Genomic DNA, 23,316 nt, shown 5'->3' with positions numbered 1-23,316 from the left:
TGGCGCCGGCAGCTAAGCGGGGACGCGGATCAGTGGTTCAGTGCGGCAGTCGCATCGCGGCCCGGTGCCGGCGGCGCGGCCTGCGGCTGCATCGCCACCGCCTTGGCCTGCACCGGCATGCCCGGCATGAAGACCTTCTGCACGCCGTCGATGATCACCTTGTCGCCGGCGGCCAGGCCGTGCTCGACAATGCGCAGGCCATCGGCGGTGCGGCCGAGCTGGATGTCACGGCGCTGGGCCTTGCCATCCTTGTCGACCACGTACACGTACTTGCGATCCTGGTCGGTCAGAACAGCCTTCTCGTCGATCAGCAGGGCCTGGAACTGGCCGCTGCCGAGCAGCTGCACGCGGGCGAACAGGCCTGGCGTGAACTGGCGATCGGCGTTGTCCAGCAGCGCGCGGACGCGGATGGTGCCGGTGCTGCGGGCGACCTGGTTGTCGAGGAAGTCGACCTTGCCCGAATGCGGGTAGCCCTCTTCGCCGGACAGGCCGACCTTCACCGGCAGATCGCTGTCACGCTCGCTCGGGCGCTCGCCCTTGCGTGCCATCTGGGCGTAACGCAGGAAGGTGCTTTCATCGGCATCGAAGTAGACGAAGACGGTATCCAGCGAGACCAGCGTGGTCAGCACGCTGGCGCTGTCGCCGGCGGTGACCAGGTTGCCGGCGGTGACCATCGCGCGGCCGGCACGGCCGTCGATCGGCGCACGCACCTTGGTGAACTCCAGGTTGAGGCGGGCCGCATCCAGCGCAGCCTGCGCCGCCTGCACGGCGGCACCGGACTGGTCGGCTGCAGCGCGACGCTGCTCGGCCGTCTCGGTGGAAATGGCCTGCTGCTCGGACAAGCGCTTGGCACGCTCGGATTCGCTGCGGGCCAGCGTGGCCTGGGTGCGGGCGCGGGCGAGTTCGGCAGCGGCGCGATCGTACTCGGCCTGGTAGCTGCGCGCGTCGATGGTGAAGAGCACTTCGCCCTTCTTCACTTCCTGGCCTTCGACATAGTTGACCTTGTCGATGTAGCCGGACACGCGCGGGCGCAGTTCAACGCTCTGTACCGCTTCGACGCGGCCGCTGAACTCGTCCCACTGGCTGACCTGCTTGACCAGCACCGGCGCAGCGCTGACCTGCGGCGGCGGCGGCGCACCGGCTTCTTCGGCGTGGCCGCCGCTGCAGGCCGCAAGCACGGCGGCGGCGAGGATCGACACGCCGACCATCGCAATGCGATGGCCGAAACGATGTGGAGTGGAATTGGGGGAAGTCATGGCATGCATCCGTACGGAGGGGTGGTACAGCTAGATGAGAACGTGTTGCAAAAACAGGCGGCGTATCCTGCGACCTCAACCATGGTCGAGGTCAAGCGACGCCCGCGGTATCGCGCCAGAGGGGAGGAACGTCCAGGTGCAGCAGGCCGCGCGGCAATTCGGCATCACTGCTGTCGCAGCGGACGATGGCGCGGTTGTCGCGGCAGCCATCAAGCAGGGAGACCACGCGGCGGCCGACCAGCAGCGAGCTGGGCCACTCGATGCAGGCATTGGCCGCGTTGGCAGGCGTACACACCGGGCTGCAGACTTCCAGCATCTGCGCACGCACGCCCAGCGCCTGCGCTTCCTGGTGCACCACCTGCGCGTACATGCGCAGCGCGGCAGTAGTGATCGAGGTCTCGCCGTAGCCCGCCCATGGCTTGGCGTTGGCCGGGCTGCCGATCATCACGTAGCGGCGCGCATGCACGTTGTCCTGCAGCAGCGGCAGCAGATGACGCACCGCGTGCACGTGCGGCATGAGGTCGGCCTGCATCGCGCCCAGCAGTTCATCGCCATTGCGGTCGGTCACCCGGCCGCGACGGTAAGGACCACCCATTGCGGCGATCACGGCGGCCAGCGGACGCGGGCGATGCGCGATGCGTTCGGCCAGTGCGCGCGCCGAGCCGTCATCGCTGAGCGAACCCAGCAGCGTCTCCAGGCCCGGCTCGTCGGCGAACTGCTCATGCAGCGCCGCCAGCCGGCCCGGATCGCGACCGACCACCAGCACCGGGCTGCCGGCTTCCAGCAATGCACCAACCACGCCCTGGCCGACGGCACCGGTGCCGCCGAGGACCAGGACTTCGGGCGTCAGCATCCCATTCACGGGACATTTCCTCCCAAATCCGGGATAGTCCCGATTCGACGCAGCCGGTCGCCCTTGTGCGGGACCAGGCGGATGGCACCGCCACGCTGCTGACGCATGGGCGCGGTAAACTCACGAAAGTCCTTGTGTACCAAGGAACTCGGGCGGACTTCAACGGTCATTGCCAGGTCCAGGCTGCTCTGGCCGGCGTTCCGGAGACGGGCAAGAATGTTGCGCAGGCTCATGGCGGACGGGCTCCAATTAACGAATGGCGCCACGATAGACCTCAAACCTTTACTTGATTAGTCCTGATTAAGGGGAATAATCATCCCGCTCCCGGTCCAATCGTTCTGTCACGATTGTGCCATCCCCGACGTCCAGGATCCCAGACCATGTCCCACGATCTCAACGAGACGCTGATCTTCGTCAAAGTGGTCGAGCAAGGCAGTTTCATTGCCGCTGCCAAATCGCTCGGCCTGCCCAAGACCACGGTCAGCCGCAAGGTGCAGGAACTGGAGACGCGCCTGGGTGCGCGCCTGCTGCACCGGACCACGCGCCGCCTCGGCCTGACCGAAGCCGGTTCGATCTATCACGAACATTGCCAACGCATCGCACGCGAGCTTGAAGAAGCCGAGAGCGCAGTGAGCCAGTTGCAGTCCGGGCCGCGTGGCTGGCTGCGCTTCACTGTGCCTTACTCGATCGGCATCACCTGGATTGCGCCGCTGCTGGGCCAGTTCCATGCCCAGTATCCAGAGATCCGCCTGGACATGCATATGGGCAACGAGAAGCTGGACCTGATTGCCGGCGAAGCCGATCTGGCGCTGCGCGTGGGTGCCCTGCCCGATTCCAATCTGGTCGCGCGCAAGCTCGGCAGCCTGCGCACGCAGGTGTTCGCCAGCCCAGCCTACATCGAACGTTATGGCGAGCCGCTGCATCCGGAAGAATTGCAGTTCCATCGCATCCTGGCGATGCGCAAGCCGTACCACACCGGCAACTCGCCGCGCTTCACCTGGCAGCTGGGCGAGAACGGCGGCGAGCTGCGCGACTTCCCTGTTACCCCGCTGATGACCGCCAACGACATGTCTGCGCTCAATGGTGCGCTGGTGTGCGGCGAAGGCCTGCTGCTGACCGGCGACGTGATGGCCAAGCCGTTCGTTGAATCGGGCATGGTGCGCCGCGTGCTGGCCGGCTGGACCGGCCCGGAAGTGGACTTCAACGCCGTGTTCGCCGGTGGCCGCCTGGTCTCGCCGAAGGTGCGTGCGTTCGTCGACTTCCTGGTCGAGAAGCTCAACTTCGACGCCAACTACATGCTGGCGCAATGCCCGGGCGCGAAGCTGGCACAGCAGCAGAAAGAAAAGGAAGACGCTGCGCTGGAAAGCAGCGGCAAGCGGATCCTGGAGAAGGTGGCCGCTTCGGCGGCATGACCGAGGGTATCCACGCATGGCGTGGATCTACCCGAGCGCGCGATGCCGCTTTCTGTAGCGTCGAAGGTAGCGGCAGGAGCCGCTACCAACGTCGCTTGCGACGGCCCGACGGGTGCCGGTCAGGACGACCGGCATAGCCATGCTCGACTGCCTTTCGAACGGCGCCGACCAAAGTTGGCATCTACCAGAAGAGGTAGCCGAGCGTGGCTCGGCTCTACAGGCGCTATCGGCGTGCCGAGCAATGCTCGGCACCCACAAAAATGCCGCCTGCAAGGGCGGCATTTCCGTTCCGGCCGATGGCCGGAACGGCTCAAGCAGTAACGCGTAGCGTTACTGCTTGAGCGGAATCACACGGATTTCGACGCGGCGGTTCTTTGCACGGCCGGCATCGGTGCTGTTGTCGGCAATCGGGTACGACTTGCCGGCGCCAAGCGTTTCGATACGCACGCTCTGCACGCCCTGGCCGATCAGGTATTGCGCGACCGAGTCGGCGCGTTCCTTCGACAGGCGATTGTTGACCGCGTCGCTGCCGATGCTGTCGGTGTGACCGACCACTTCGATCATGGTCTGGTTGTAGTCGCGCAGGGTGCCTGCCACGCCGTTGAGCGAACCGTAGAACTGCGGCTTCAGGGTCGCCTTGCCGAAGTCGAAGGTGATGCCGTCCGGCAGGTTCAGCATGATGTTGTCGCCCTGGCGCTGCACATCGATGCCGGTGTTGGCGGTGCGCTCGCGCAGTGCGCGTTCCTGGCGATCCTGATACTGGCCGACCGCGGCGCCGCTGAGCGCGCCGATACCAGCACCAATCAGGGCATGCTGGCGGCGCTCGGTGGCGCTGTCGCCGGTCAGCAGGCCGGCGGCCACGCCGATGGCGGTACCGATCAGTGCGTTGCGGCCGGTGCGGTTCTGCTGCTCGGTCGGGTTGCCGTACTGGTCACTCTGTACGTAGGAGCCGCCGGTGGCGCAGGCCGACAGGACGGCCGCACTCATCAGGGCCAATGCGACGTTGCGGGTGGTGTTGCGGATCATGAGGTTCTCCTTGGTTTCCGGTCGGCCGGCGGCCTGCGGGCGCAAAGAGAATAAACAGCCCGATGCGATGCCGGAATGATGATCGGGCACGCCGACAGGGCCGCGTTCAGCTAACTGACCGGATCACTCAACCCGCACTTTACCCCGCTCCTGACTGCCGGTAGGCAGCCAGCGCGGCATCGCGGCCAGCCGCCAGATCCACCAGCGGCGTACGCGGATAGCCCGGGGCATGCGCCGCCAGCAGCAGCGGATGCTGCCACGGCGCGAAGCGCGCCTTCACCGGCAGCGCCGCCAGTTCGGGCACCCAGCGGCTGATGTAGCGGGCCTGCGGGTCGAACTTCTCGGCCTGGGTGACTGGGTTGAACACACGGAAGTACGGCGCGGCATCGGCACCGGTCCCAGCCACCCATTGCCAGCCCATCGTGTTGTTGGCCAGGTCGGCATCGACCAGGGTGTCCCAGAACCAGCGTGCGCCATGCAGCCAGTGCGCGCGCAGGTGCTTGCACAGATAGCTGGCCACGATCATCCGCACCCGGTTGTGCATGTAACCGGTGTGCCACAGCTCGCGCAGGCCGGCGTCGACGATCGGCACGCCAGTGTTGCCGCGCTGCCAGTCGTGCAGCTGCGCTGCACTCGGTTTGGCCCACGGGAAACGGTCAAAACGCGGATTGAGGTTGTCAGTCGGCGTCTTCGGGAAGTGATGCAGCAGGTGGTAAGCGAAGTCACGCCAGCCCAGTTGCCGCAGATAGCCGTCGATGTCGGCGTCAGTGCCCGCACTGCGCAGGCCTTCCAGCGCATGGGCAATACGCCACGGCGCGATCTCGCCGAAATGCAGGTGCGGCGACATTCGCGAGGTGCCCACGCGATCCGGCAGGTCGCGCTGCTCACGGTAACCGCGCAACGCGCCATCCTCAAACACCGACAGCGCCTCCAGCGCACCGGCTTCGCCCGGCTGCCAGTGCTCCCAGAAGCCGGTATCCCAGTCCAGCGTCGGTGCCAGCTGGAGATCATCCAGTGCGAGGCTGTCGACCGCGTGTGCCGCCAGTGCCTTCGGTGCGGCATGCAGCGAAGGCAGGCGCCAATGACTGAGTACGTTGCGCCAGTACGGCGTGAATACCTTGTACGGTTGGCCCTGCTGGGTCGCGATATCCCACGGCTCGAAAAGCAGGCTGCCATTGCAGCTCTGCGCGTCGATGCCCTGCTCGCGCAGCGTGCGCTTGATGGTGGCGTCGCGTGGTTGGGTGGCAGGTTCGTACTTGCGGTTCCAGTACACGGCTTCGGCGCCGGTCTGCTCGATCAGGGCCTGCAGCGTCGGCAAGCTGTCACCGCTGCGCAGCACCAGCGAGGAACCCCGGGCGCGCAGGTCGGTATCCAATGCCGCCAGGGAACGGTGCCGCCACGCATCGGAGGCGGCACCCGGCGCCCACTCGCCTTCTTCGTGCGGCGCATGGATGTAGACCGGCACCACGTCGTGACCGGCATCCAACGCGGCCTGCAGGGCCGGATTGTCCTGCAGCCGCAGATCACGGCGAAACCATACCAACGCTACCGACACATGCACCGCCTTCATTGTGGAAGGCGCACATGATAGCCAGCGGCGGTGAAGGAGATGCGCGCGCCCGGCCATCCACGCGTGGCGTGGGTCTACTGCTTGAATCGCTCCATCGCTTCACTGATCAGCGCGCGCGCCTCGGCGGCGTTGCCCCATCCGTTGAACTGTACCGGGTTGCGCCCCGCCGGCAGGTCCTTGTAGACCCGGAAGAAGGCCTCGATGCGCTGCCGTTCGATCTCTGGCAGATCGGCCAGATCGCGGATGTTGGCGTAGCTCGGATCAACCTTGTCGGTCGGCACGCCGATGATCTTCTCGTCGTGCTCGCCGCCGTCGATCATCTTCAGGTAGCCGATCGGCCGGAAGCGCACGATCACGCCCGGATGCAGCGGTTCGCGGGTCAGCACCAGTGCATCCAGCGGATCGTTGTCACCGGCCAGGGTGCGCGGCATCGAACCGTAGTTGGCCGGATAGGCGACCGGCATCGACTGGAAACGGTCCACATGGACCAGGCCATCGTCCTTGATCTCGTACTTGGTGAAGCTGCCGGCCGGAATCTCCACCGCCAGATTCACCTCCTGCGGGGCCTGCTTCGGCTGCGCCACCAGGAACGGATGCAGCACGGTATCGGCGGCGGTCACTGCACTGGCCAGCAACAGCAGGGCGGCGCCGATGGCAGCGTGCGGAAGGATGCGACGGGGCGTGGTCATCGGTGCGTCCTCATTCCCAGCAGCGGTCGGCACGACCCTTGGCGGTCTGCGCGCGCGGGCAGCCGCGTGGCGTGATGCGGCCTTCGGTCAGCTCCGTGCGCTGCTTGCCACCCTTGGCATCACGGCGCAGTTCGAAGGCATCGTAGAGACGGCCGGTCACGGTGCGCGCTTCATAGCGCAGGTGCTGCGGGTCGATGTTCAACACCTGGAACAACTGGGTGTCCTCAGCCACCGGGTCCATCGTCCTGCGCGCTTCGTCGGAAAGGCGATACTGCTTCGGCCCCGCCACGGTGACCACATACTGCGGCGTCGCGGCCTGCCCTTCACCACGGCGACCATAGGTGTGATCGTGGCCCTGCAGCACCAGGTCGACGTTGTGGCGGCGTACCACCGGCAGCAGCAGGTCACGCAACGCGGCGTTCTCGCGTCCTTCGCGCGGCGAGTAGAACGGCTGGTGCAGCAGCACGATGGTCCACGGCTGCGGATTGCCGCCCAGTACCTTGTCCAGCCACTGTGCCTGTGCCTTGGCGGTGCCCAGGTCGAGTGCCGAAGTGCCATCGACCACGGCCACGCGCACGCCCTGCGCATCGAACCAGTAGCTGGTCTGCTGTGCGGCGCTGGCGCCATTGCCCGGCAGCGCGAACGTCACCGGCCAATGCTTGCCCAGCACGCGGCGTTCCTGCGGGGTGTCCTCGAACTCCTCGAAATACTCGTGGTTGCCGATGGCCGGGGCCACCAGCGTTTCCTGCGCCAGCCAGCTGGTAGCAGCAAACCACTCTCCCCACTCGCTGTCATCCATGTTGTCGCCGCCGCTGACCAGGTCGCCGGCAAACAGGCTCATGCGTGCCTGCGGTGCGGCCTTCTGCGCGGCACGCACTACCCGGCTGACATGGCTGACGTTCTTGTTCTGGGTATCGCCGAAGTACAGCAGGGTCAGCGGCTGGTCGGCGGCGGCCAGCGTGCGCAACTGGTTCCAGGCGCTCCAGCTGCCATTGCCCTGCACGCGGTAGACGTACTGGGTATCCGGCTGCAGGCCGCTGATGTCGGCGCGATGATGATGCGACAGACCGTTCTCGGTCTGCAGCGCACGGGTCGTTGCGCGCACCTGGCGGATGCCCTCGATGGCCGGTGAATCAGCGGCCAGGGCGATTTCCAGCAGCGGTGCCTGCACGCTGCCATCGGTACGCCAGGCGACAGCGAATCCATGGCTGGGATCGACCGCCGGCGAGGCGACGATGCGGTCAGGTACCGTCGTTGCTGCGTAGTGGCGGCTACCCGCCGCCACCTGAGTATTCGGTTCGGCCGCTGCGAACGACAGTGACGGCAACGCCAGCAGCAAGCCCAGCGCCAGCGTGCGCATCACGCAGTGCCCGCTCATGCGCCACACTCCAGCGGCAGCGCCAGCTGCTTGGCGATGCTCTCCCAGTCGAACGCCACCACGCCCTGGTCATCGTGCACGGCATAGAGCGCACCGTGCGGGAAGCGCGCGCTGGGTTGCTGCATCATCCAGATACCATCAGTGTTGGCCACGGCATTGCCCTGGAACGCGCCGACCGGCTTCAGCGTGTGCCGGTCGAACAGGTGGAACACGCTGCGCTGCTTGCCCTGTTCGGTGGTGATCCACCAGCCATCCTTGCCGCAGGTGCGCAGGGTCACGCCTTCGGCCTGGGCCTTGAACACGTCGCGGCCGAAGGTGGTACCGGTGAAGCGACCTGACAGGGTGTAGACCTTGAACTCGCTGGCGTAGCTCTCGTCCTCTTCGGCAATCAGCAGGCGGTCGTTGTCCGGGTCGCCCCAGATCGATTCGACTACGCGTAGTGCACCGGCTTCGCTGGTGTCACCGATGCTGGCGACGAGCTTCGCCTCGACCTTCGCATCGTCGCGGCTCACGTGGTATTGGCGCACGCGCTTGTCCAGTTCCGCCAGCGGCGGCAGGATGTCACGGCCCTGCGCATCCTCGCCGTTGTCCCAGGAATCGGTGACGTAGACGCTGTAGCCATCGGCAAGGCGGTCGACCCACAGCCCGTACGGCTTGCGCAGGTCCTCCGCAGCGAACGTCGCCAGCGGTGCGAAGTCCGGCAGGCTCAATACCTGCACGCGATGATTGTCGCGCTCCACGATCCACAGCAGATCGTCGATCACCGCGATGCCGTTTGGGCGGTCGAACTGCCCCGGTGCGGTACCGCTGCTGCCGACGTCACGCAGGTGCTGCCCGGTGCTGCCGTCGTAGACCACCAGCTTGTCGGTGGCCTTGGCGGTGGCGATCAGCCACAGCGCGCCGTCCGGCGCGCGCCAGGCCGCCGGCGAGTCGATGTTGTCGGCCGGGGTCATTGGTGACAGGAAGGCTTCGGCGATGGTGGTCACCACGCGCTCGCCACTGGCGGCCGGCGCGGCCGCTCCCGCAACCGGATCGTTGCCGGTGGCCGGCGTGCAGCCAGCAACCAGCGTGGTGGCCAGCGCCGCGGCCAGGACAGCAATGCCACGCCCCATCACAGCGCCACCTTCAGGCCCAGCGCATAGGTGCGGCCGTACTCTTCCATCTGCAGGGTGCGCGAACGGGTGCCCTGGTACAGCTCCAATGGCTTGTCCAGCAGGTTCTGCGCTTCGAAGTACACGCTCACGCGCGGGGTGAACTTGTAGTCCAGCGAGAAGTCGAGCTGGGTGTTCGGCGCGACGTAGATGTCGAAGGCGCGGCCCTTGCCGATGCTGTCCAGGTACTCGCTGCGGTACACCGCCGCCAGCCGCGTACTCAGACCGTACTTCTCATAGCCGATGTGGGCACTGTAGACGTGCTTGGAGGCGCGCGGCAGGGTGAAGTCCTCGCCTGGGCGGTCCTTGATGCCAGCATCGAACTCGGTATCCAGCCAGGTGCCACTGGCACCGACCAGCAGGCCATCAAGACCGTCCGGCAGGAAGGCCAGCTGCTGCTGCCAGTTGAATTCCGCACCACGCACGGTGGCCTTGCGACCATTGATCGGCTGGGTCACGTCGAATCCACCGTAGGCCGGATCATTGGTACGCACGGTTTCCACAATGTAGCCATCGATCGATTTGTGGAACAGGCCCAGCGAAACGATGCCGCTGCTGCCGATGTACTTCTCCACCGACAGGTCGATGTTCTTCGATTCGTACGGATCCAGTTCCGGATTGCCCAGGCGCACTTCCTCGTCACCGCGGCTGTAGCCCACGCGCGGTGAAATGTCACCGAACGAGGGGCGCGATACGGTCTTGTTGGCCGAGGCGCGCAGCACCCAGTCGTCTGCAGCGTCGTAGCGCAGGTGCAGGCCCGGCAGCACGTTGGTGTAGCTGCTGTTGGCCACGCGCGGGGTGACGGTGAAGCTGCGGCCGTTGGCCGCCACGTCCACCTGGTTGCCGGTCGCCTTGAACTGGGTGTTCTCCACGCGCACGCCGCCGATGATGCGCAGTGCACCGATGTCCCAGGTGCCCATCGCATAGCTTGCGAAGATGTCTTCGCTGGCCACGTAGTCCTCTTCCAGCGAGGTCATCGCGTTGCCACCGACGTCCTGCGGACGGGCACTGTACTGGCCGCCATTGGCCGCCCAGAAGGCACGCATCGCGGTCGAATCCATGCCATCACCCAGGTTGCCGTGGCGGTGTTCGGGCGAGGAGGTGCTCCAGCTCGACAGCGCCACCTTCGGGCCGACACGCAGTTCGCGCTCATCCACATTGACGTCGCGGTCGCGCCAGCGGCCCAGCAGGCCGAATTTGATGCTGCTGCTGTCGCCGTCGAAGCGCACGTTGACCTGCGCGCTGTGCTCCTTGTCGTTCACCTGCTTGGGCGAAAGCACGAAGCGGTCGAACGCGTAGTTGCTGTTGTCCAGCCACTGCGGATTGTCGAAGCTGTAGCTGGGCAGGCGGCTGCTCTGGTCCAAGGTGCCGTTGAAGGCCTTGCCGTTGAGCTTGAAGCGCGCCTCCATCTCGTCATTCACGCGCTCTTCGGTACGGGTGTAGCCAACCCTGTAGTCGACCACGGCGTTGGTCAGCTTGTTCTCGCCCCCCAGGCTGGCCGCGAAGGTGTTTTCCTTCTTGGTGCGGTAGCGCATGCGCTTGTCGATGGAATCCTTCGGCATGCCATCCAGGCGGTACTGGTCGGTGCCGGTCTTGACCATCTTGGCGTCGTCGAAGTTGAAGATCACACGCTGGCGGGTTTCGGCATCGTCGAACTGGCTGTACAGCGTGCGCAGGTAGTACTTGCTGTCTTCGTTCGGGCGCCAGTCGAGGTTGAGGTTGGCGCCGATGCGCTTGCGCTCGATCTCGTACTTGCGGTGCTGCAGGTTGATCGCGGTGACGTCGCCAGGTGCGGCGTCATCCTCGCCGTCATACTCCACTTCGGTGTTGTCCGACTCGAACTTCCGCTTCTGGTAGTTCACGCCCAGGGCCACGCCGAAGGTGTCGTTGAACACTTCGCTGTAGTTGAAGGCGGCCTTGGGGCTGGTCTCGCCGGACAACTGCTGGTGGCTGCCTTCGATCTTGCCACGCAGGCTGCGACCGTCGCGGTCGAAGGCCGAGGCCGATTCCACCAGCACGGCGCCGCCGATGGCATCACCGGGCATGTCCGGGGTCGGCGACTTGACCACGCGCAGGCGTTCGGTGGAGTCGGACGGGATCACGTCCAGCGGCGCGGCACGGCTGGAATCCTCCGGCGTGCCGATGGCGATGCCATCCACGCTGACGCTGTTGAGATTGGCATCCAGGCCACGAATGACCACGAAGCGGCCCTCGCCCTGGTCGCGGGTGACGCTGATGCCCGGCAGTCGCTGCAGCGACTCGGCCACGTTCTTGTCCGGGTACTGGCCCAGGGCATCGGAGGACACCGCGTCTTCGATGGCGTCGCTGCTGCGCTTGAGGTCGACCGCGCGGATCTGCGATTCGAGCTGGGCGCGCACTTCGATGCGGTCCAGGTCGACCGCGTCGGCAGCCACGGCGCCGGTGGCGGCTACCGCCTGCTGCCCGGCGGCATGCAGCGGTGCTGCGGCCCCCATCGCCAGGGTCAGGGTGATGGCAACGGCCAACGGAGTCTTGATATGCACTGGGAATCCCCATTCCTGTTAAGAATGGGTCTGCACGGTATGTCCGCAAGGTTGCATGGCCGTGACATGCATCTGCACATTTCATGTACGGCGGCTCCGGCCCGGTTTGGGATTCGACACGCCAATCCGGCAAAATGGCGCCCTCTCTCCTTTTCCCCCTTCCCGACCATGAAGATCGTCGAAGTGCGCCACCCGCTGGTGCAGCACAAGATCGGCCTGATGCGCAATGCTGCGCTCAGCACCAAGGATTTCCGCGAACTGGCCAACGAGCTGGGCACGCTGCTGGCCTACGAGGCCACCGCCGACCTGGACACCGAGCCACACACCCTGCCCGGCTGGGCCGGCCCGGTCACGGTGCAGCGCATTGCCGGCGCCAAGATCACGGTGGTGCCGATCCTGCGTGCCGGACTGGGCATGCTCAGCGGCGTGCTGTCGCTGATCCCGGCCGCCCGCGTCAGCGTGGTGGGCCTGCAGCGCGATGAGGAAACCCTGCAGCCGGTGCCCTACTTCGAGCGCCTGACCGGCCGCCTGGAAGAGCGCGACGCGCTGATCCTGGACCCGATGCTGGCCACCGGCGGCACGCTGATCGCCACCATCGACATGCTCAAGCGTGCCGGCGCCCGCCGCATCAAGGGCATTTTCCTGGTGGCCGCGCCGGAAGGCATCGAGGCGGTCAAGGCCGTGCACCCGGACGTGGAGATCTACACCGCGGCCATCGACGCCCAGCTCAACGACAAGGGCTACATCCTGCCAGGCCTGGGCGATGCCGGTGACCGTATCTTCGGTACCCGCGTCGGCTGATACGGCGAACCGGGGTCAGCATCCTTTCACAGCGGAAGGGATCTGACCCCAAGCGCGGCCTACAGGCCGGCCGCGAAGGCTTCCAGCTGGCCGATGACCGTGTTCCAGCCGTCGAAGAAGCCCAGCTGCTCATGCTGGTCACGCAGGGCCTTGTCCGGGTGCATCACCCGCGCGGTGTAGCGGCAGCCCTGCCCGTCATCCTCCATCGTGATGACGGCGGTGAAGCCCAGCCAGGGTGACTGCGGTCGCCAGCCTGCGCCCAGCATCGAAGTGAACACCAGGCGCTGCTGCGGCACGATTTCCAGGAAACTGCCCGGATTGTCACTGCTGCCGCCGTCCGGACCCTGCATGAAGGTGTGGAAGGCGCCACCGGGGCGCAGGTCGAATGCGCGCACCTCGGTGGTCCACGGTTTCGGGCACCACCACTGGCGCAGCAGTTCCGGGTCGGTCCACGCCCGCCACAAGGCGGCACGCGGTGCATTCAGCACGCGGCTGATGACCAGATCGGTGTCAGGGTTGTTGCCTGCGTCTACGGCCATGGGCCTGCTCCTGTCGGTGAAGGGTTTCAACGAAATCGACCATGCGGTCGGCGCGCGCTTCCCATACGGCACGTTGTTCGGCCAGCCACTGCTCGGCCTCCCCAAGCCGCGTCGGCACCAGTTCGCAGGTGCGTACGCGCCCCCGCTTGTGGCTGCGCACCACGCCGCTGCGCTCCAGCACGGCCAGATGTTTCATCAGCGAGGGCAAGGCCATCTCGAAGGGCTCGGCCAGCCTCGACACCGTGCGCGGCCCATGCCCCAGCACAGCCACGATCGCGCACCGGGTCGGGTCGGCCAATGCCTGGAAGACGTCCTGAATGGCTGGATCATACTTACCCATATGGCTAAGTAATACGCCGATCTGAACGTTGCCGCAAGCAGGCGCGGCAATGGCGTGGTTCTTCACGTGGCCTTGCAGGCGGGAAGCGAATGCTCCGCGCACCCGCCACCCTTGGAGCTCCCGATGAAAGCCTCTTTCCTGCTGGCCGCCGTCCTGCTGGTCGGCCTACCCCTGGCTGCCAATGCCACCACTCCGCAGCAGCAGCGCATGGCCGAATGCTCAGCCAAGAACAAGGGCTTGAAGGGGGATGCCTACAAGACTGCACAGAGCTCCTGCCTCAGCGGCCATGCCGCCGAGACGAAGGCCGCGACAACGCCGCAGGAACGCATGCGCAAATGCAACGCCGATGCCGGCACGAAGAAACTGGCGGGTGACGCGCGCAAGACCTTCATGAGCAGTTGCCTGAAGGCGCCGTAATGGTCGCATCCGGATAAAACACCGTCCACGCATGGCGTGGACATACCGCCATCAGTGAAAGGCCGGGCATTGCCCGGCCTTTCCATTACCCCAGGGCGCGTGCCTTCAGCTCGCCCTGTTCGTGCAGGGTCACGAAACGCCCCTTGTCATCCCTGCCCAGCTGCGCCAGCGCAACCTGCGGGTCGTGGGTGAAGAACAGCCGCACGTTGCGCGCCAGCTTGTCTTCAAGGAACTGCCGCTTTTCGTCGATCAGCAGCTCGGCATTGCGGTCGTAGCCCATGGTGATCGGCACGTGTACCCATGAGCGCCCCGGGATCAGGTCGGCACAGAACACCACGCCACCGTTCGCACTTTCGCCGGCATGCGCGTGACCGACGATCTCGGCCAGCATCAGCCCCGGTGTATGCCCGTCGCTGTAGCTGAAGCGTACGCTGCGGCCGAGCGCCTTCGAGTACTCCCCGTCCACCACTTCCAGCCGGCCACTGGCCTGCAGCAGGCCCGGCAGTTCCGGAATGAAGCTGGCGCGGTCGCGTGGGTGTGGCTGCACGGCGCGCTGCCAATGCTGCGCGCCGACCACATAGGTTGCGTTGGGGAACAGCAGCTCGGGCTCACGCCCTTCGCTCCACGCCGCCAGCAGGCCGCCGGCATGATCGAAGTGCAGGTGGCTGAGCACCACCACGTCGATATCCTCGTGCTCGAAGCCGGCTTCGCGGAGCGAATCGATCAGCACATGCTGGCTTTCCTGCACGCCGTAGCGCTCGCGCATGCGCGGGTCGAAGAACGCGCCGATACCGGTTTCAAACAGCACGGTTTTGCCTTCCAGCGGGCTGGCAAGCAGCGCACGGCAGGCCAGCTCGATGCGATTGAGCTCGTCCGGTGCCGCCCATTTTTCCCACAACGCGCGCGGCGCGTTGCCGAACATCGCGCCGCCATCGAGGCGCTGCGAGTTTCCACGAATTGACCAGAGTTTCATGTGTCGATTATCGGCGCCGGCTCGTTAAATAATCGCTAGAAGGGAAACAGAAAACCCCGCCGGCAAAGGCGGGGTTTCGATAATCAGCCGGATTGCCGGCCAGCAGCCGGCACGACCGGATCAGCGCGCCGGGACGACCTGGGCACTGCCCACCGGATTGCGCGGGTCGCTGCCGCCGAACAGCTTGTTCGCCTTGCGGTCCCATTCCACGGTCTGCAGGTTGCCCCACACATGGCTGGACCCGCGGCCGCCTGCGGCCACATTGCCCGGCAGGTCGATCTTGTGACCCATCGCCTGCAGCTGCTTCACCGTCGCCGCGTCGAACGCATCGTCCTCGGCTTCGATCAGGTCCGGCAGCCACTGGTGGTGGTAGCGCGGCAGCGCGGCAACCTGCTGCGCATCCAGGCCGTCGTCGTAGCCGAGGATGCCCAGCAGCACCATGGTGATGATGCGGCTGCCACCCGGGGTGCCCAGCACCACCACCTTGTCGGCGTTCTCCATGAAGGTCGGGGTCATCGAGCTGAGCATGCGCTTGCCCGGCTTCGGCGCATTGGCCTCGTAGCCCATCACGCCGAACGCATTGGGCGTGCCCGGCTTCAGCGCGAAGTCGTCCATCTCGTTGTTCAGCAGCACGCCGGTGCCCTTGGGAATCAACCCCGAGCCGTACAGCAGGTTGACGGTCTGGGTGGCGCCGACGCGGTTGCCGTCGCGGTCGATGATCGAGAAATGCGTGGTCTCGTCGTCTTCCAGCGGGGTCGGATTGCCCGACAGCAGGTCGCTGGGCGTGGCCTTCTCCGGATGGATGGTAGCGCGCAGGCCCTGTGCGTAGTCCTTGCTGGTCAGCACCTTCTGCGGGATCTGCACGAAGTCCGGATCGCCGAGGAAGAAGGTGCGGTCGCGGTACGCGCGGCGCATCGACTCCACCACCAGGTGGGTACGGTGCGCCGGGTCCATCTTCCTGATGTCCCAGCCTTCCAGGATCTGCAGCATGCTGGCCAGTGCGATGCCACCGGACGACGGCGGCGGCGCGGTGGTGATCTTCCAGCCGTTGTAGTTGAACACGATCGGCTCGCGCTGCTTCACCCGGTAGCCGGCCAGCTCTTCGGCGCTCCACTTGCCGCCAGCCTGCTTCACGCCGGCCAGCAACAGCTTTCCGGTCTGGCCCTTGTAGAACCCATCGAAGCCACCCGCGGCCAGGCGCTCCAGCGTCTGTGCCAGCTCCGGCTGCTTGAACAGGTCACCGGTGGCGATCGGCTTGCCGTTGCGCAGGTAGACCTCGCGCGTGCCGGGATAGCGCTCCATCACTTCTCGGCGCGACGCATAGCCCTTGGCCATGCGGTCGTACACCGGGAAGCCTTCACGCGCGATGCGGATCGCCGGCTGCAGCGAAGCCGACAACGGCAGCTTGCCGTGCTTGGCCGACAGCTCGACCAACGCTGCAGGCAGGCCGGGAATACCCGCCGACCAGGCACCGTTGACCGAACGATCACGGTCCAGGTTGCCCTGCTTGTCGAGGAAGGCCTGCGGGGTTGCCGCGGCCGGCGCGGTCTCGCGCGCGTCCAGCATCACGTCCTTGCCGGTGGCCGCATCATGCAGCAGGAAGAAGCCGCCACCGCCGAGGCCGGAACTGATCGGCTCGACCACCGCCAGCGTGGACGATACCGCCACCGCAGCATCGAAGGCGTTGCCGCCCTGCGCCAGGATATCGATACCTGCCTGGGTGGCCAGTGCGTGGCCGCTGGCAATGGCCGCGCCGTCAGGACGCTCGGCGCGGGACGGGCTGTCGGCCCAGGCCATCGGGCTCAGCAGCAGGCCGAGCAGCAACAGGGGGCGGACGATCAGCGTCTTCATTCGGATGGGGGCTCCGCGTAGAGTTCGGGGTGATCGTGCTGCAGCTGGCGCAGCTTGGCCAGCAGCTGGTCTTCCGTTTCCACGATCTCCGGGTCCGGGTCGATGCACTCGACCGGGCAGACGACCACACACTGTGGCTCGTCGAAATGACCCACGCATTCGGTGCAGCGCGCAGGGTCGATCACGTAGATGGTTTCACCCATCGCAATGGCCTGGTTCGGGCAGGCCGGCTCGCATACGTCGCAGTTGACGCAGAGCTCGTTGATTTTCAGCGACACGGCGATACTCCTCGCCCGCGCCCTGGGACAAAGGACCGGCCAGCGCGGGCGCGCGGGCCGGTCAGGTCATCAGCGGCACCCTTGCAGGACGCCGCCCGGGCCATGCCGGAGCATGGCCGCCATGGCTCGGTATTACTTGGCTTCGACGAAAATGTACTCGGCACCGGTCGGCTGGATGGCAGCCTGCACGCGGGCGTTGTCGGCCGACTGGCCGATGAAGACGACGCGCACGCCCTTCATCGAATCCGGCGACACGTCCTTGAACACGGCCTGGATCATGTCAGCCATCTTGCCCGAGGCCGAGGAACCGAAGGCCAGCATGTTGCCCGGCTGCACGCCACGGGCCACGGCCTGGGTCGCGCTCTCGGTCTGGCGCTCGTACTTGGCCTGGAAGTCCGGGTCCGATTCCGGCGAGAGGTAGTACAGGAACGGGCTGTTGGTGATGTTGCCCATGTTCTGGATCGCCACTTCCTGCAGGTACTTCTTCCAGCCTGCATCGTCGTCCTTGGACGGAGCGACCAGGGCCTGCTTGGCCTCGTCGACCGGAGCGGCCTCTTCCTTCTTGCAGGCGGTGAAGGCCAGGGCCAACGAAGCGATCAGCATCGCGCGCATGGTGGTGTTCATGGGTTTCCTCCCGGAATGGTGCGTGGTGTTGTACGTAATGGGGTGCGGGTACAGCAGGGCTTACGACTGTGCCGCCTTCGCTTCGCGGACCTTGCGCAGGGCTTCGAGCACCGCGGCCGGCACGAAGCCGGACACGTCGCCGCCCAGGCGCGCGATCTCGCGGACCAGCGAGGACGAAATGAAGCTGTGCTGCTCGGCCGGGGTCAGGAACAGGGTCTCGACCTCGGGGATCAGGTGACGGTTCATGCTGGCCATCTGGAACTCGTACTCGAAGTCGGACACCGCGCGCAGGCCGCGCAGCAGTACCCCGCCCTGGACCGAACGTACGAAATGGGCCAGCAGGGTATCGAAACCGATCACCTCGACGTTGCTGTGGTGGCCGAGTGCGCCACGTGCCAGCTGCACGCGCTGCTCCAGCGGCAGCGCCGGGCCCTTGGACGGGCTCTGCGCCACGCCGACCACGACCTTTTCGAACAGCGGCGCGGCCCGGCTCACCAGGTCGATATGACCGTTGGTGATGGGGTCGAACGTGCCGGGATAAACGGCGATGCGGCGGTTGGCCACGGTCATGGGCGGTTGCAGATGTTCAGATGAGGTCAAAGTGTAGCAGTGGCGCGGCGGTACAGGGCAAAGCGCACCTCGCGGGTGCCGCCCTCGCGGTGCAGCAGCCAGTCCGGCGGCAGCACCGGCGTGTGACCGGCCGGCGATTCCAGGTACAGCCAGGCATCGGCGGCCAGATGCCGCGGCAGCTGCGCCAGCACGTCCTGCCACAGGCCATCCGCGAACGGTGGGTCGATGAAGACCAGATCGGCCTGCTGTGCCGGTGCGCCCTGCAGCCAGCGCAGCGCATCGGCCTGCACGACGGTGACCTGGTCGTAGGCCTGCAGCTTGGCCACGGCCGCGGTCAGATTGCGTCCCAGCTGCGCGTCGCGCTCGACCAGAGTGGCGTGGGCGGCGCCGCGCGAGACGGCTTCCAGGCCCAAGGCGCCACTGCCGGCAAACAGGTCCAGCACCCGCGCGCCGCCCAGTCTGGGCATCAACCAGTTGAAAAGGGTCTCGCGCACGCGGTCGCTGCTGGGCCGAAGCCCTGGCAGGGTCGGCACCGGCAGGCGGGTATTGCGCCAGCGCCCGCCGATGATGCGGACCTGACCGTCATTGCCCCCACGGCCGCTCACCGGCGCCCCCGGCGGGAGGTATTCGAGAATTTCAGCATGAGCGGGATTGTAGTTCGGCCGGGCGGCGCCCGGCACCCGCAGAAGCCAAGGCAGCGGCCGAAGCAACGGCAAAAGCCGGCTATCCGTGGGTTGGCGGGGTGGGTCCGGTCGAGGGGGACGCTGCAAGTACGTCCATGTAAGCTCGGTCGCCGCATCCATGCGGCTCACGCCCCCTCAACCGGACCCACCCCGCCTTCGACAGTTTCCTGCGATCTGTCGGAACGGCTCTTGGGGTCAGATCCGTTTTCCTGCGGAAAACGGATCTGACCCCAGTTTTATTTCGATATCTGACAGAGGTGTCGACCAAGGTCGACACCTACCAACAGCCGCGTGAACCTGTCAGAGGTGGGGCGGTGTGGGTTGGCAGGACCGTTGGCGCCATGGATGGCGCCATCGAGCCCCAGGGACGGGTTCACGGCGTGTCCTGCCAACCCACACCACCCCGCCATCCCACGGATAGCCCGCTGTTGCTGTTGCTGTTGCTTCGGCCTCTGCAGGTGCAGGGCTGCAAGCCCTGCCGAACAACCCCTTGATTTCGGGACAATCATCCCTACCCCTTGGCGAGGCCGCACGCGCTGGCGCGGCATTGCACATGGAGCCTTAATCGATGACCGAGACCACCCAGACCGAAACCCTTGGCTTCCAGACCGAAGTCAAGCAGCTGCTGCAGCTGATGATCCACTCGCTGTACTCCAACAAGGAAATCTTCCTCCGCGAGCTGGTCTCCAACGCCGCCGACGCCGCCGACAAGCTGCGCTTCGAGGCCCTGACCCAGCCGGCCCTGCTGGAAGGCGACAGCGAACTGCGCGTGCGCGTCAGCTTCGATCCGACCGCCCACACCATCACCATCGAAGACAACGGCATCGGCATGAGCCGCGCCGAAGCCATCGCCCACCTGGGCACCATCGCCAAGTCGGGCACCGGCGACTTCCTGCGCCAGCTGTCCGGCGACCAGAAGAAGGATTCGCAGCTGATCGGCCAGTTCGGCGTCGGCTTCTACAGCGCCTTCATCGTCGCCGACGAAGTCGAAGTGACCTCGCGCCGCGCCGGCCTGGCCGCAGCCGAAGGCGTGCGCTGGACCTCGCGTGGCGAAGGCGATTTCGAGGTCGCCACCATCGACAAGGCCGAGCGCGGCACCCGCATCGTCCTGCACCTGAAGGAGGGCGAGCACGACTTCGCCGATGGCTGGCGCCTGCGCAGCATCCTCAAGAAGTACTCGGACCACATCGGCCTGCCGATCCAGATGCCGAAGGAAGGTGGCGAAGAAGGCGCTGCGGTCGAATGGGAGACCGTCAACCGCGCCAGCGCGCTGTGGACCCGCCCGCGCACCGAAATCAGCGACGCCGAATACACCGAGTTCTACAAGCATGTGGCGCACGACCATAGCGACCCGCTGGCGTGGAGCCACAACAAGGTCGAAGGCAAGCTGGAGTACACCTCGCTGCTGTACGTGCCCGGCCGCGCGCCGTTCGACCTGTACCACCGCGACGCGCCCAAGGGCCTGAAGCTGTACGTGCAGCGCGTGTTCGTGATGGACCAGGCCGAGCAGTTCCTGCCGCTGTACCTGCGCTTCATCAAGGGCGTGGTCGATTCCAACGACCTGTCGCTGAACGTCTCGCGCGAGATCCTGCAGTCCGGCCCGGTCATCGATTCGATGAAGGCGGCGCTGACCAAGCGCTCGCTGGACATGCTGGAGAAGCTGGCCGCCGACAAGCCGGAGCAGTACGCCACGTTCTGGAAGGAATTCGGCCAGGTGCTGAAGGAAGGCCCGGCCGAGGACTACAACAACCGCGAGAAGGTGGCCGGCCTGCTGCGCTTCGCCTCCACCCGCGGCGAGGCCGATGCGCAGACCGTGTCGCTGGCCGATTACATCGGCCGCATGGCCGAAGGCCAGGACAAGATCTACTACCTGACCGGCGAGAGCTACAGCCAGGTGCGCAACAGCCCACACCTTGAAGTGTTCCGCAAGAAGGGCGTGGAAGTACTGCTGCTGACCGACCGCATCGACGAGTGGCTGATGGGCTACCTGACCGATTTCGACGGCAAGGGCTTCGTCGACATCGCCCGTGGCGACCTCGACCTGGGCGCGCTGGAAACCGAAGCGGACAAGCAGGAGCAGGAAGCGGCAGCGAAGGACAAGCAGGGCCTGGTCGAGCGCCTGAAGACGGTGCTGGGCGATGACGTGGCCGAAGTGCGCGTGTCGCACCGCCTGACCGATTCGCCGGCGGTGCTGGCCATCGGCGAACAGGACCTGGGCCTGCAGATGCGCCAGATCCTGGAAGCCAGTGGGCAGAAGGTGCCGGACAGCAAGCCGGTACTGGAGATCAACCCGGGTCATCCGCTGATCGCCAAGCTGGATGCCGAAGCCGACGGCGCACGTTTCGACGACCTGGGCCGGGTGCTGTTCGACCAGGCCGCACTGGCCGCCGGCGACAGCCTGAAGGACCCGGGCGCCTATGTGGCGCGCCTGAACAAGCTGCTGCTGGAGCTGTCGGCCTGATCGAGGCGGTGGTCGCCGGGCATGGCCCGGCGGTGCCTTGGTAGAGGCCCACCTTGGTTGGCGCCCCAATAGCGTGCCAACCAAGGTTGGCACCTACCAGGGCGGGTCAAGCATGCCAACCAGGGTTGGCACCCACCAGGGGCGGCGGTTCGCGCTTGCCGAGGGGGTTCAGGCTTCGCGATCCAGCAGCGAGCCCAGCATCTGGTCCTGGCGGCGGATCACCGTGGCATTGGCGGCGAAGGCCACCACCTCGGCTTTCGCCGCCAGCAGATCACCCAGCGGTGCGCGGGTATCGGCGCCAATGGACGTCACCGAAGCCTGCACCCCGCCCTGCTCCACCGCACTACGCTGCAGCTGCAGGCGTTGGGCATCGGGAGTCGCCAGGTTGGCCACGTTGTGCGCGGCCACCTGCACGCCCTGCTGGGCCGCACGCATCCCGCCGAGGGCGATTCCCATCACGTTGTTCATGGCGGTCTCCGGGCCGCACTGCGCAGCCCTCCGGACCGGTTAACGGCCGGCAGGCCGCGACCTTGAGTCCACATCGGCCCGACAGGCCCGAGTGGTAGCATATCCCTCTGATTTCAGCGCCTTTTGCCAATGCTCAGTTTTTTCCGCCGCAAGAAGCCCCAGGATGCCCCCGCAGCGGAGGCACCCAAGACCCAGCACTACTCGGCTGAAGAGCTGGCGGCGGCGTTCCCGTCGGCCGCACCGGTCGAGGACAAAGAGCCTGCACCGGTAGCCGTACCGGCCGCGCCTGCGCCGGTCGAGCCGCCGCCGGTAGCCGTCGTTCCGGTCGCTGTCGAGCCTACCCCTGTGGTTCCGGCGCCGGTCGTTCCCGCTCCGAGCGCTCCGCAACCGGCTGCCCGGATCGACGTCGCCCCGGTGGCGGACCCGGCCATCGAACCGGCACCCGCACCACTGCCTGAGCCCACCCCGGCACCGGTCACCGACGACCTGCCTGCCGCCGCCTCGGTTGACGCCGTTCCGGCGCCTGCCGGCAAGCCCGGCTGGCGCGAACGCCTGCGCAACAGCGTCATCGCGCGCAGCTTCGGTGGCCTGTTCTCGCGCAACCCCAAGCTCGACGACGACCTGCTGGACGAGCTGGAAACCGCACTGATCACCGCCGACGTCGGCGTGGGTGCCACCACCGACCTGGTCGAGGGCCTGCGCAAGCGCATGAAGTCGCGCGAGTTCGCCGACGCCAATGCACTGCTGGCCGCGCTGCGCGCCGAGCTGATCGCAATCCTGCAGCCGGTGGCCAAGCCGCTGGTGATCGACCGCAACGCCAAGCCCTTCGTGGTGCTAACCGTCGGCGTGAACGGCGTTGGCAAGACCACCACCATCGGCAAGCTGGCCAAGCGCTTCAAGGACGATGGCCACAGCCTGATGCTGGCCGCCGGTGACACCTTCCGTGCCGCCGCCGTGGCCCAGCTGCAGGCCTGGGGCGAGCGCAACGGCGTGGCGGTGGTCGCGCAGGGGCAGAACGCCGATGCCGCTTCGGTGGCGTTCGACGCGCTGCAGGCCGGCAAGGCCCGTGGTACCTCGGTGCTGATCGCCGACACCGCCGGCCGCCTGCACACCCAGTCCGGCCTGATGAACGAGCTGGGCAAGATCCGCCGCGTGCTGGGCAAGATTGATCCCACCGCACCACACGAAGTGCTGATGGTGATCGACGGCACCACCGGCCAGAACGCGCTGTCGCAGCTGCGCCAGTTCAATGCCGCGGTGAACGTGACCGGCCTGGTGGTGACCAAGCTGGACGGCACCGCCAAGGGCGGTGTGGTGTTCGCGCTGGCCCGCGAGTTCGGCATTCCGATCCGTTTCGCCGGCATCGGCGAGCGCCCGGAAGACCTGCGCGTGTTCGACCCGGAAGCCTTCGTCGACGCCCTGCTGCCCGAAGCGCTGGGCGCCTGATACACCCG

23 protein-coding genes are annotated in these 23,316 nt (G+C 66.4%); 5 read left to right on the top strand and 18 right to left on the bottom strand.

Annotated elements, in window-relative coordinates; genetic code table 11:
- Positions 1–29: 29 nt before the first annotated feature.
- The 3 genes from N5D20_RS10545 to N5D20_RS10535 all read right to left on the bottom strand — a co-directional run bounded on the left by N5D20_RS10545 (position 30) and on the right by N5D20_RS10535 (position 2,342).
- On the bottom strand, positions 30–1,256 hold the full coding sequence (locus tag N5D20_RS10545) for an efflux RND transporter periplasmic adaptor subunit (protein WP_032128263.1): 1,227 nt from the start codon (positions 1,254–1,256) through the stop codon (positions 30–32).
- Between the two features lie 91 nt (positions 1,257–1,347).
- Entirely contained in the window at positions 1,348–2,118 is a 771-nt protein-coding gene (locus tag N5D20_RS10540; RefSeq protein WP_049400332.1) for an SDR family NAD(P)-dependent oxidoreductase, read from the bottom strand.
- Positions 2,115–2,342 (bottom strand): hypothetical protein, encoded by a 228-nt coding sequence (locus N5D20_RS10535; protein ID WP_010484401.1) that lies wholly within the window; start codon positions 2,340–2,342, stop codon positions 2,115–2,117. Before N5D20_RS10535 ends, N5D20_RS10540 begins: the two co-directional genes overlap by 4 nt.
- Before the next feature lie 147 nt (positions 2,343–2,489).
- On the opposite strand from N5D20_RS10535, the gene N5D20_RS10530 reads away from it, so the two are divergent.
- Positions 2,490–3,521, top strand: a complete 1,032-nt coding sequence (locus N5D20_RS10530; protein ID WP_005409107.1) for a LysR family transcriptional regulator — start codon at positions 2,490–2,492, stop codon at positions 3,519–3,521.
- Positions 3,522–3,851: 330 nt separating this feature from the next.
- Here the strand turns inward: N5D20_RS10530 and N5D20_RS10525 are convergent, their stop codons facing one another.
- The 6 genes from N5D20_RS10525 to N5D20_RS10500 all read right to left on the bottom strand — a co-directional run bounded on the left by N5D20_RS10525 (position 3,852) and on the right by N5D20_RS10500 (position 11,857).
- A complete protein-coding gene (locus N5D20_RS10525; RefSeq protein WP_008267948.1) occupies positions 3,852–4,547 on the bottom strand; it encodes an OmpA family lipoprotein in 696 nt (231 codons plus the stop codon).
- A gap of 139 nt (positions 4,548–4,686) precedes the next feature.
- Positions 4,687–6,102: a deoxyribodipyrimidine photo-lyase gene (locus tag N5D20_RS10520; RefSeq protein ID WP_197579225.1), complete on the bottom strand. Its 1,416-nt coding sequence runs from the start codon at positions 6,100–6,102 to the stop codon at positions 4,687–4,689.
- An 89-nt stretch (positions 6,103–6,191) separates the two neighbouring features.
- Complete coding sequence (locus tag N5D20_RS10515) at positions 6,192–6,806, bottom strand: inorganic diphosphatase (protein ID WP_197579217.1); 615 nt, start codon at positions 6,804–6,806, stop codon at positions 6,192–6,194.
- Between the two features lie 10 nt (positions 6,807–6,816).
- Positions 6,817–8,166: a metallophosphoesterase family protein gene (locus N5D20_RS10510; RefSeq protein WP_279914383.1), complete on the bottom strand. Its 1,350-nt coding sequence runs from the start codon at positions 8,164–8,166 to the stop codon at positions 6,817–6,819.
- 14 nt (positions 8,167–8,180) lie between these two features.
- Positions 8,181–9,296 (bottom strand): phytase, encoded by a 1,116-nt coding sequence (locus N5D20_RS10505; protein ID WP_197579219.1) that lies wholly within the window; start codon positions 9,294–9,296, stop codon positions 8,181–8,183.
- Positions 9,296–11,857, bottom strand: coding sequence for a TonB-dependent receptor (locus N5D20_RS10500; RefSeq protein ID WP_197579220.1), 2,562 nt, complete (start codon positions 11,855–11,857; stop codon positions 9,296–9,298). Before N5D20_RS10500 ends, N5D20_RS10505 begins: the two co-directional genes overlap by 1 nt.
- Positions 11,858–12,025: 168 nt before the next feature.
- Between N5D20_RS10500 and upp the strand changes: the two genes are divergently transcribed.
- Positions 12,026–12,658, top strand: coding sequence for a uracil phosphoribosyltransferase (upp, locus tag N5D20_RS10495; RefSeq protein ID WP_005409099.1), 633 nt, complete (start codon positions 12,026–12,028; stop codon positions 12,656–12,658).
- Between the two features lie 59 nt (positions 12,659–12,717).
- Here the strand turns inward: upp and N5D20_RS10490 are convergent, their stop codons facing one another.
- Together N5D20_RS10490 and N5D20_RS10485 are read right to left on the bottom strand one after the other, a co-directional pair.
- A complete protein-coding gene (locus N5D20_RS10490; RefSeq protein WP_049434910.1) occupies positions 12,718–13,197 on the bottom strand; it encodes an SRPBCC family protein in 480 nt (159 codons plus the stop codon).
- The gene (locus tag N5D20_RS10485) at positions 13,169–13,537 is read right to left on the bottom strand and encodes a metalloregulator ArsR/SmtB family transcription factor (RefSeq protein WP_197579226.1); all 369 of its coding nucleotides are present in this window, start codon (positions 13,535–13,537) and stop codon (positions 13,169–13,171) included. The genes N5D20_RS10490 and N5D20_RS10485 overlap by 29 nt, the downstream gene beginning before the upstream one ends.
- A 123-nt stretch (positions 13,538–13,660) precedes the next feature.
- Between N5D20_RS10485 and N5D20_RS10480 the strand changes: the two genes are divergently transcribed.
- Entirely contained in the window at positions 13,661–13,954 is a 294-nt protein-coding gene (locus N5D20_RS10480; protein WP_197579221.1) for a PsiF family protein, read from the top strand.
- An 85-nt stretch (positions 13,955–14,039) separates the two neighbouring features.
- On the opposite strand, the gene N5D20_RS10475 is transcribed toward N5D20_RS10480, so the two are convergent.
- From N5D20_RS10475 to rsmD, 6 genes are all read right to left on the bottom strand, one after another.
- Positions 14,040–14,927, bottom strand: a complete 888-nt coding sequence (locus N5D20_RS10475; RefSeq protein WP_197579222.1) for an MBL fold metallo-hydrolase — start codon at positions 14,925–14,927, stop codon at positions 14,040–14,042.
- Between the two features lie 120 nt (positions 14,928–15,047).
- Positions 15,048–16,778 carry a gamma-glutamyltransferase gene (gene ggt / locus N5D20_RS10470; RefSeq protein WP_049434900.1) on the bottom strand — a complete coding sequence of 577 codons (1,731 nt, stop codon included), beginning with the start codon at positions 16,776–16,778 and terminating at the stop codon, positions 15,048–15,050.
- Positions 16,775–17,056 (bottom strand): YfhL family 4Fe-4S dicluster ferredoxin, encoded by a 282-nt coding sequence (locus tag N5D20_RS10465; RefSeq protein ID WP_004153175.1) that lies wholly within the window; start codon positions 17,054–17,056, stop codon positions 16,775–16,777. The genes ggt and N5D20_RS10465 overlap by 4 nt, the downstream gene beginning before the upstream one ends.
- A 132-nt stretch (positions 17,057–17,188) precedes the next feature.
- Complete coding sequence (locus N5D20_RS10460) at positions 17,189–17,680, bottom strand: hypothetical protein (protein ID WP_004153167.1); 492 nt, start codon at positions 17,678–17,680, stop codon at positions 17,189–17,191.
- 60 nt (positions 17,681–17,740) lie between these two features.
- Complete coding sequence (gene coaD / locus N5D20_RS10455) at positions 17,741–18,250, bottom strand: pantetheine-phosphate adenylyltransferase (protein ID WP_010484372.1); 510 nt, start codon at positions 18,248–18,250, stop codon at positions 17,741–17,743.
- Between the two features lie 26 nt (positions 18,251–18,276).
- Entirely contained in the window at positions 18,277–18,885 is a 609-nt protein-coding gene (gene rsmD, locus N5D20_RS10450) for a 16S rRNA (guanine(966)-N(2))-methyltransferase RsmD (RefSeq protein ID WP_312660931.1), read from the bottom strand.
- Positions 18,886–19,501: 616 nt separating this feature from the next.
- Between rsmD and htpG the strand changes: the two genes are divergently transcribed.
- Positions 19,502–21,394, top strand: a complete 1,893-nt coding sequence (htpG, locus tag N5D20_RS10445) for a molecular chaperone HtpG (RefSeq protein ID WP_197579409.1) — start codon at positions 19,502–19,504, stop codon at positions 21,392–21,394.
- 168 nt (positions 21,395–21,562) lie between these two features.
- Here the strand turns inward: htpG and N5D20_RS10440 are convergent, their stop codons facing one another.
- Entirely contained in the window at positions 21,563–21,862 is a 300-nt protein-coding gene (locus N5D20_RS10440; protein WP_053442829.1) for a hypothetical protein, read from the bottom strand.
- A gap of 129 nt (positions 21,863–21,991) precedes the next feature.
- Between N5D20_RS10440 and ftsY the strand changes: the two genes are divergently transcribed.
- On the top strand, positions 21,992–23,308 hold the full coding sequence (ftsY, locus tag N5D20_RS10435) for a signal recognition particle-docking protein FtsY (RefSeq protein WP_197579410.1): 1,317 nt from the start codon (positions 21,992–21,994) through the stop codon (positions 23,306–23,308).
- Positions 23,309–23,316 lie beyond the last annotated feature (8 nt).

This window comes from Stenotrophomonas sp. GD03877, assembly GCF_029840555.1.
Lineage (GTDB): Bacteria > Pseudomonadota > Gammaproteobacteria > Xanthomonadales > Xanthomonadaceae > Stenotrophomonas > Stenotrophomonas geniculata.
Note: the sequence above shows the minus strand (reverse complement) of the source record. Positions and strands in the feature narration are given on the sequence as shown.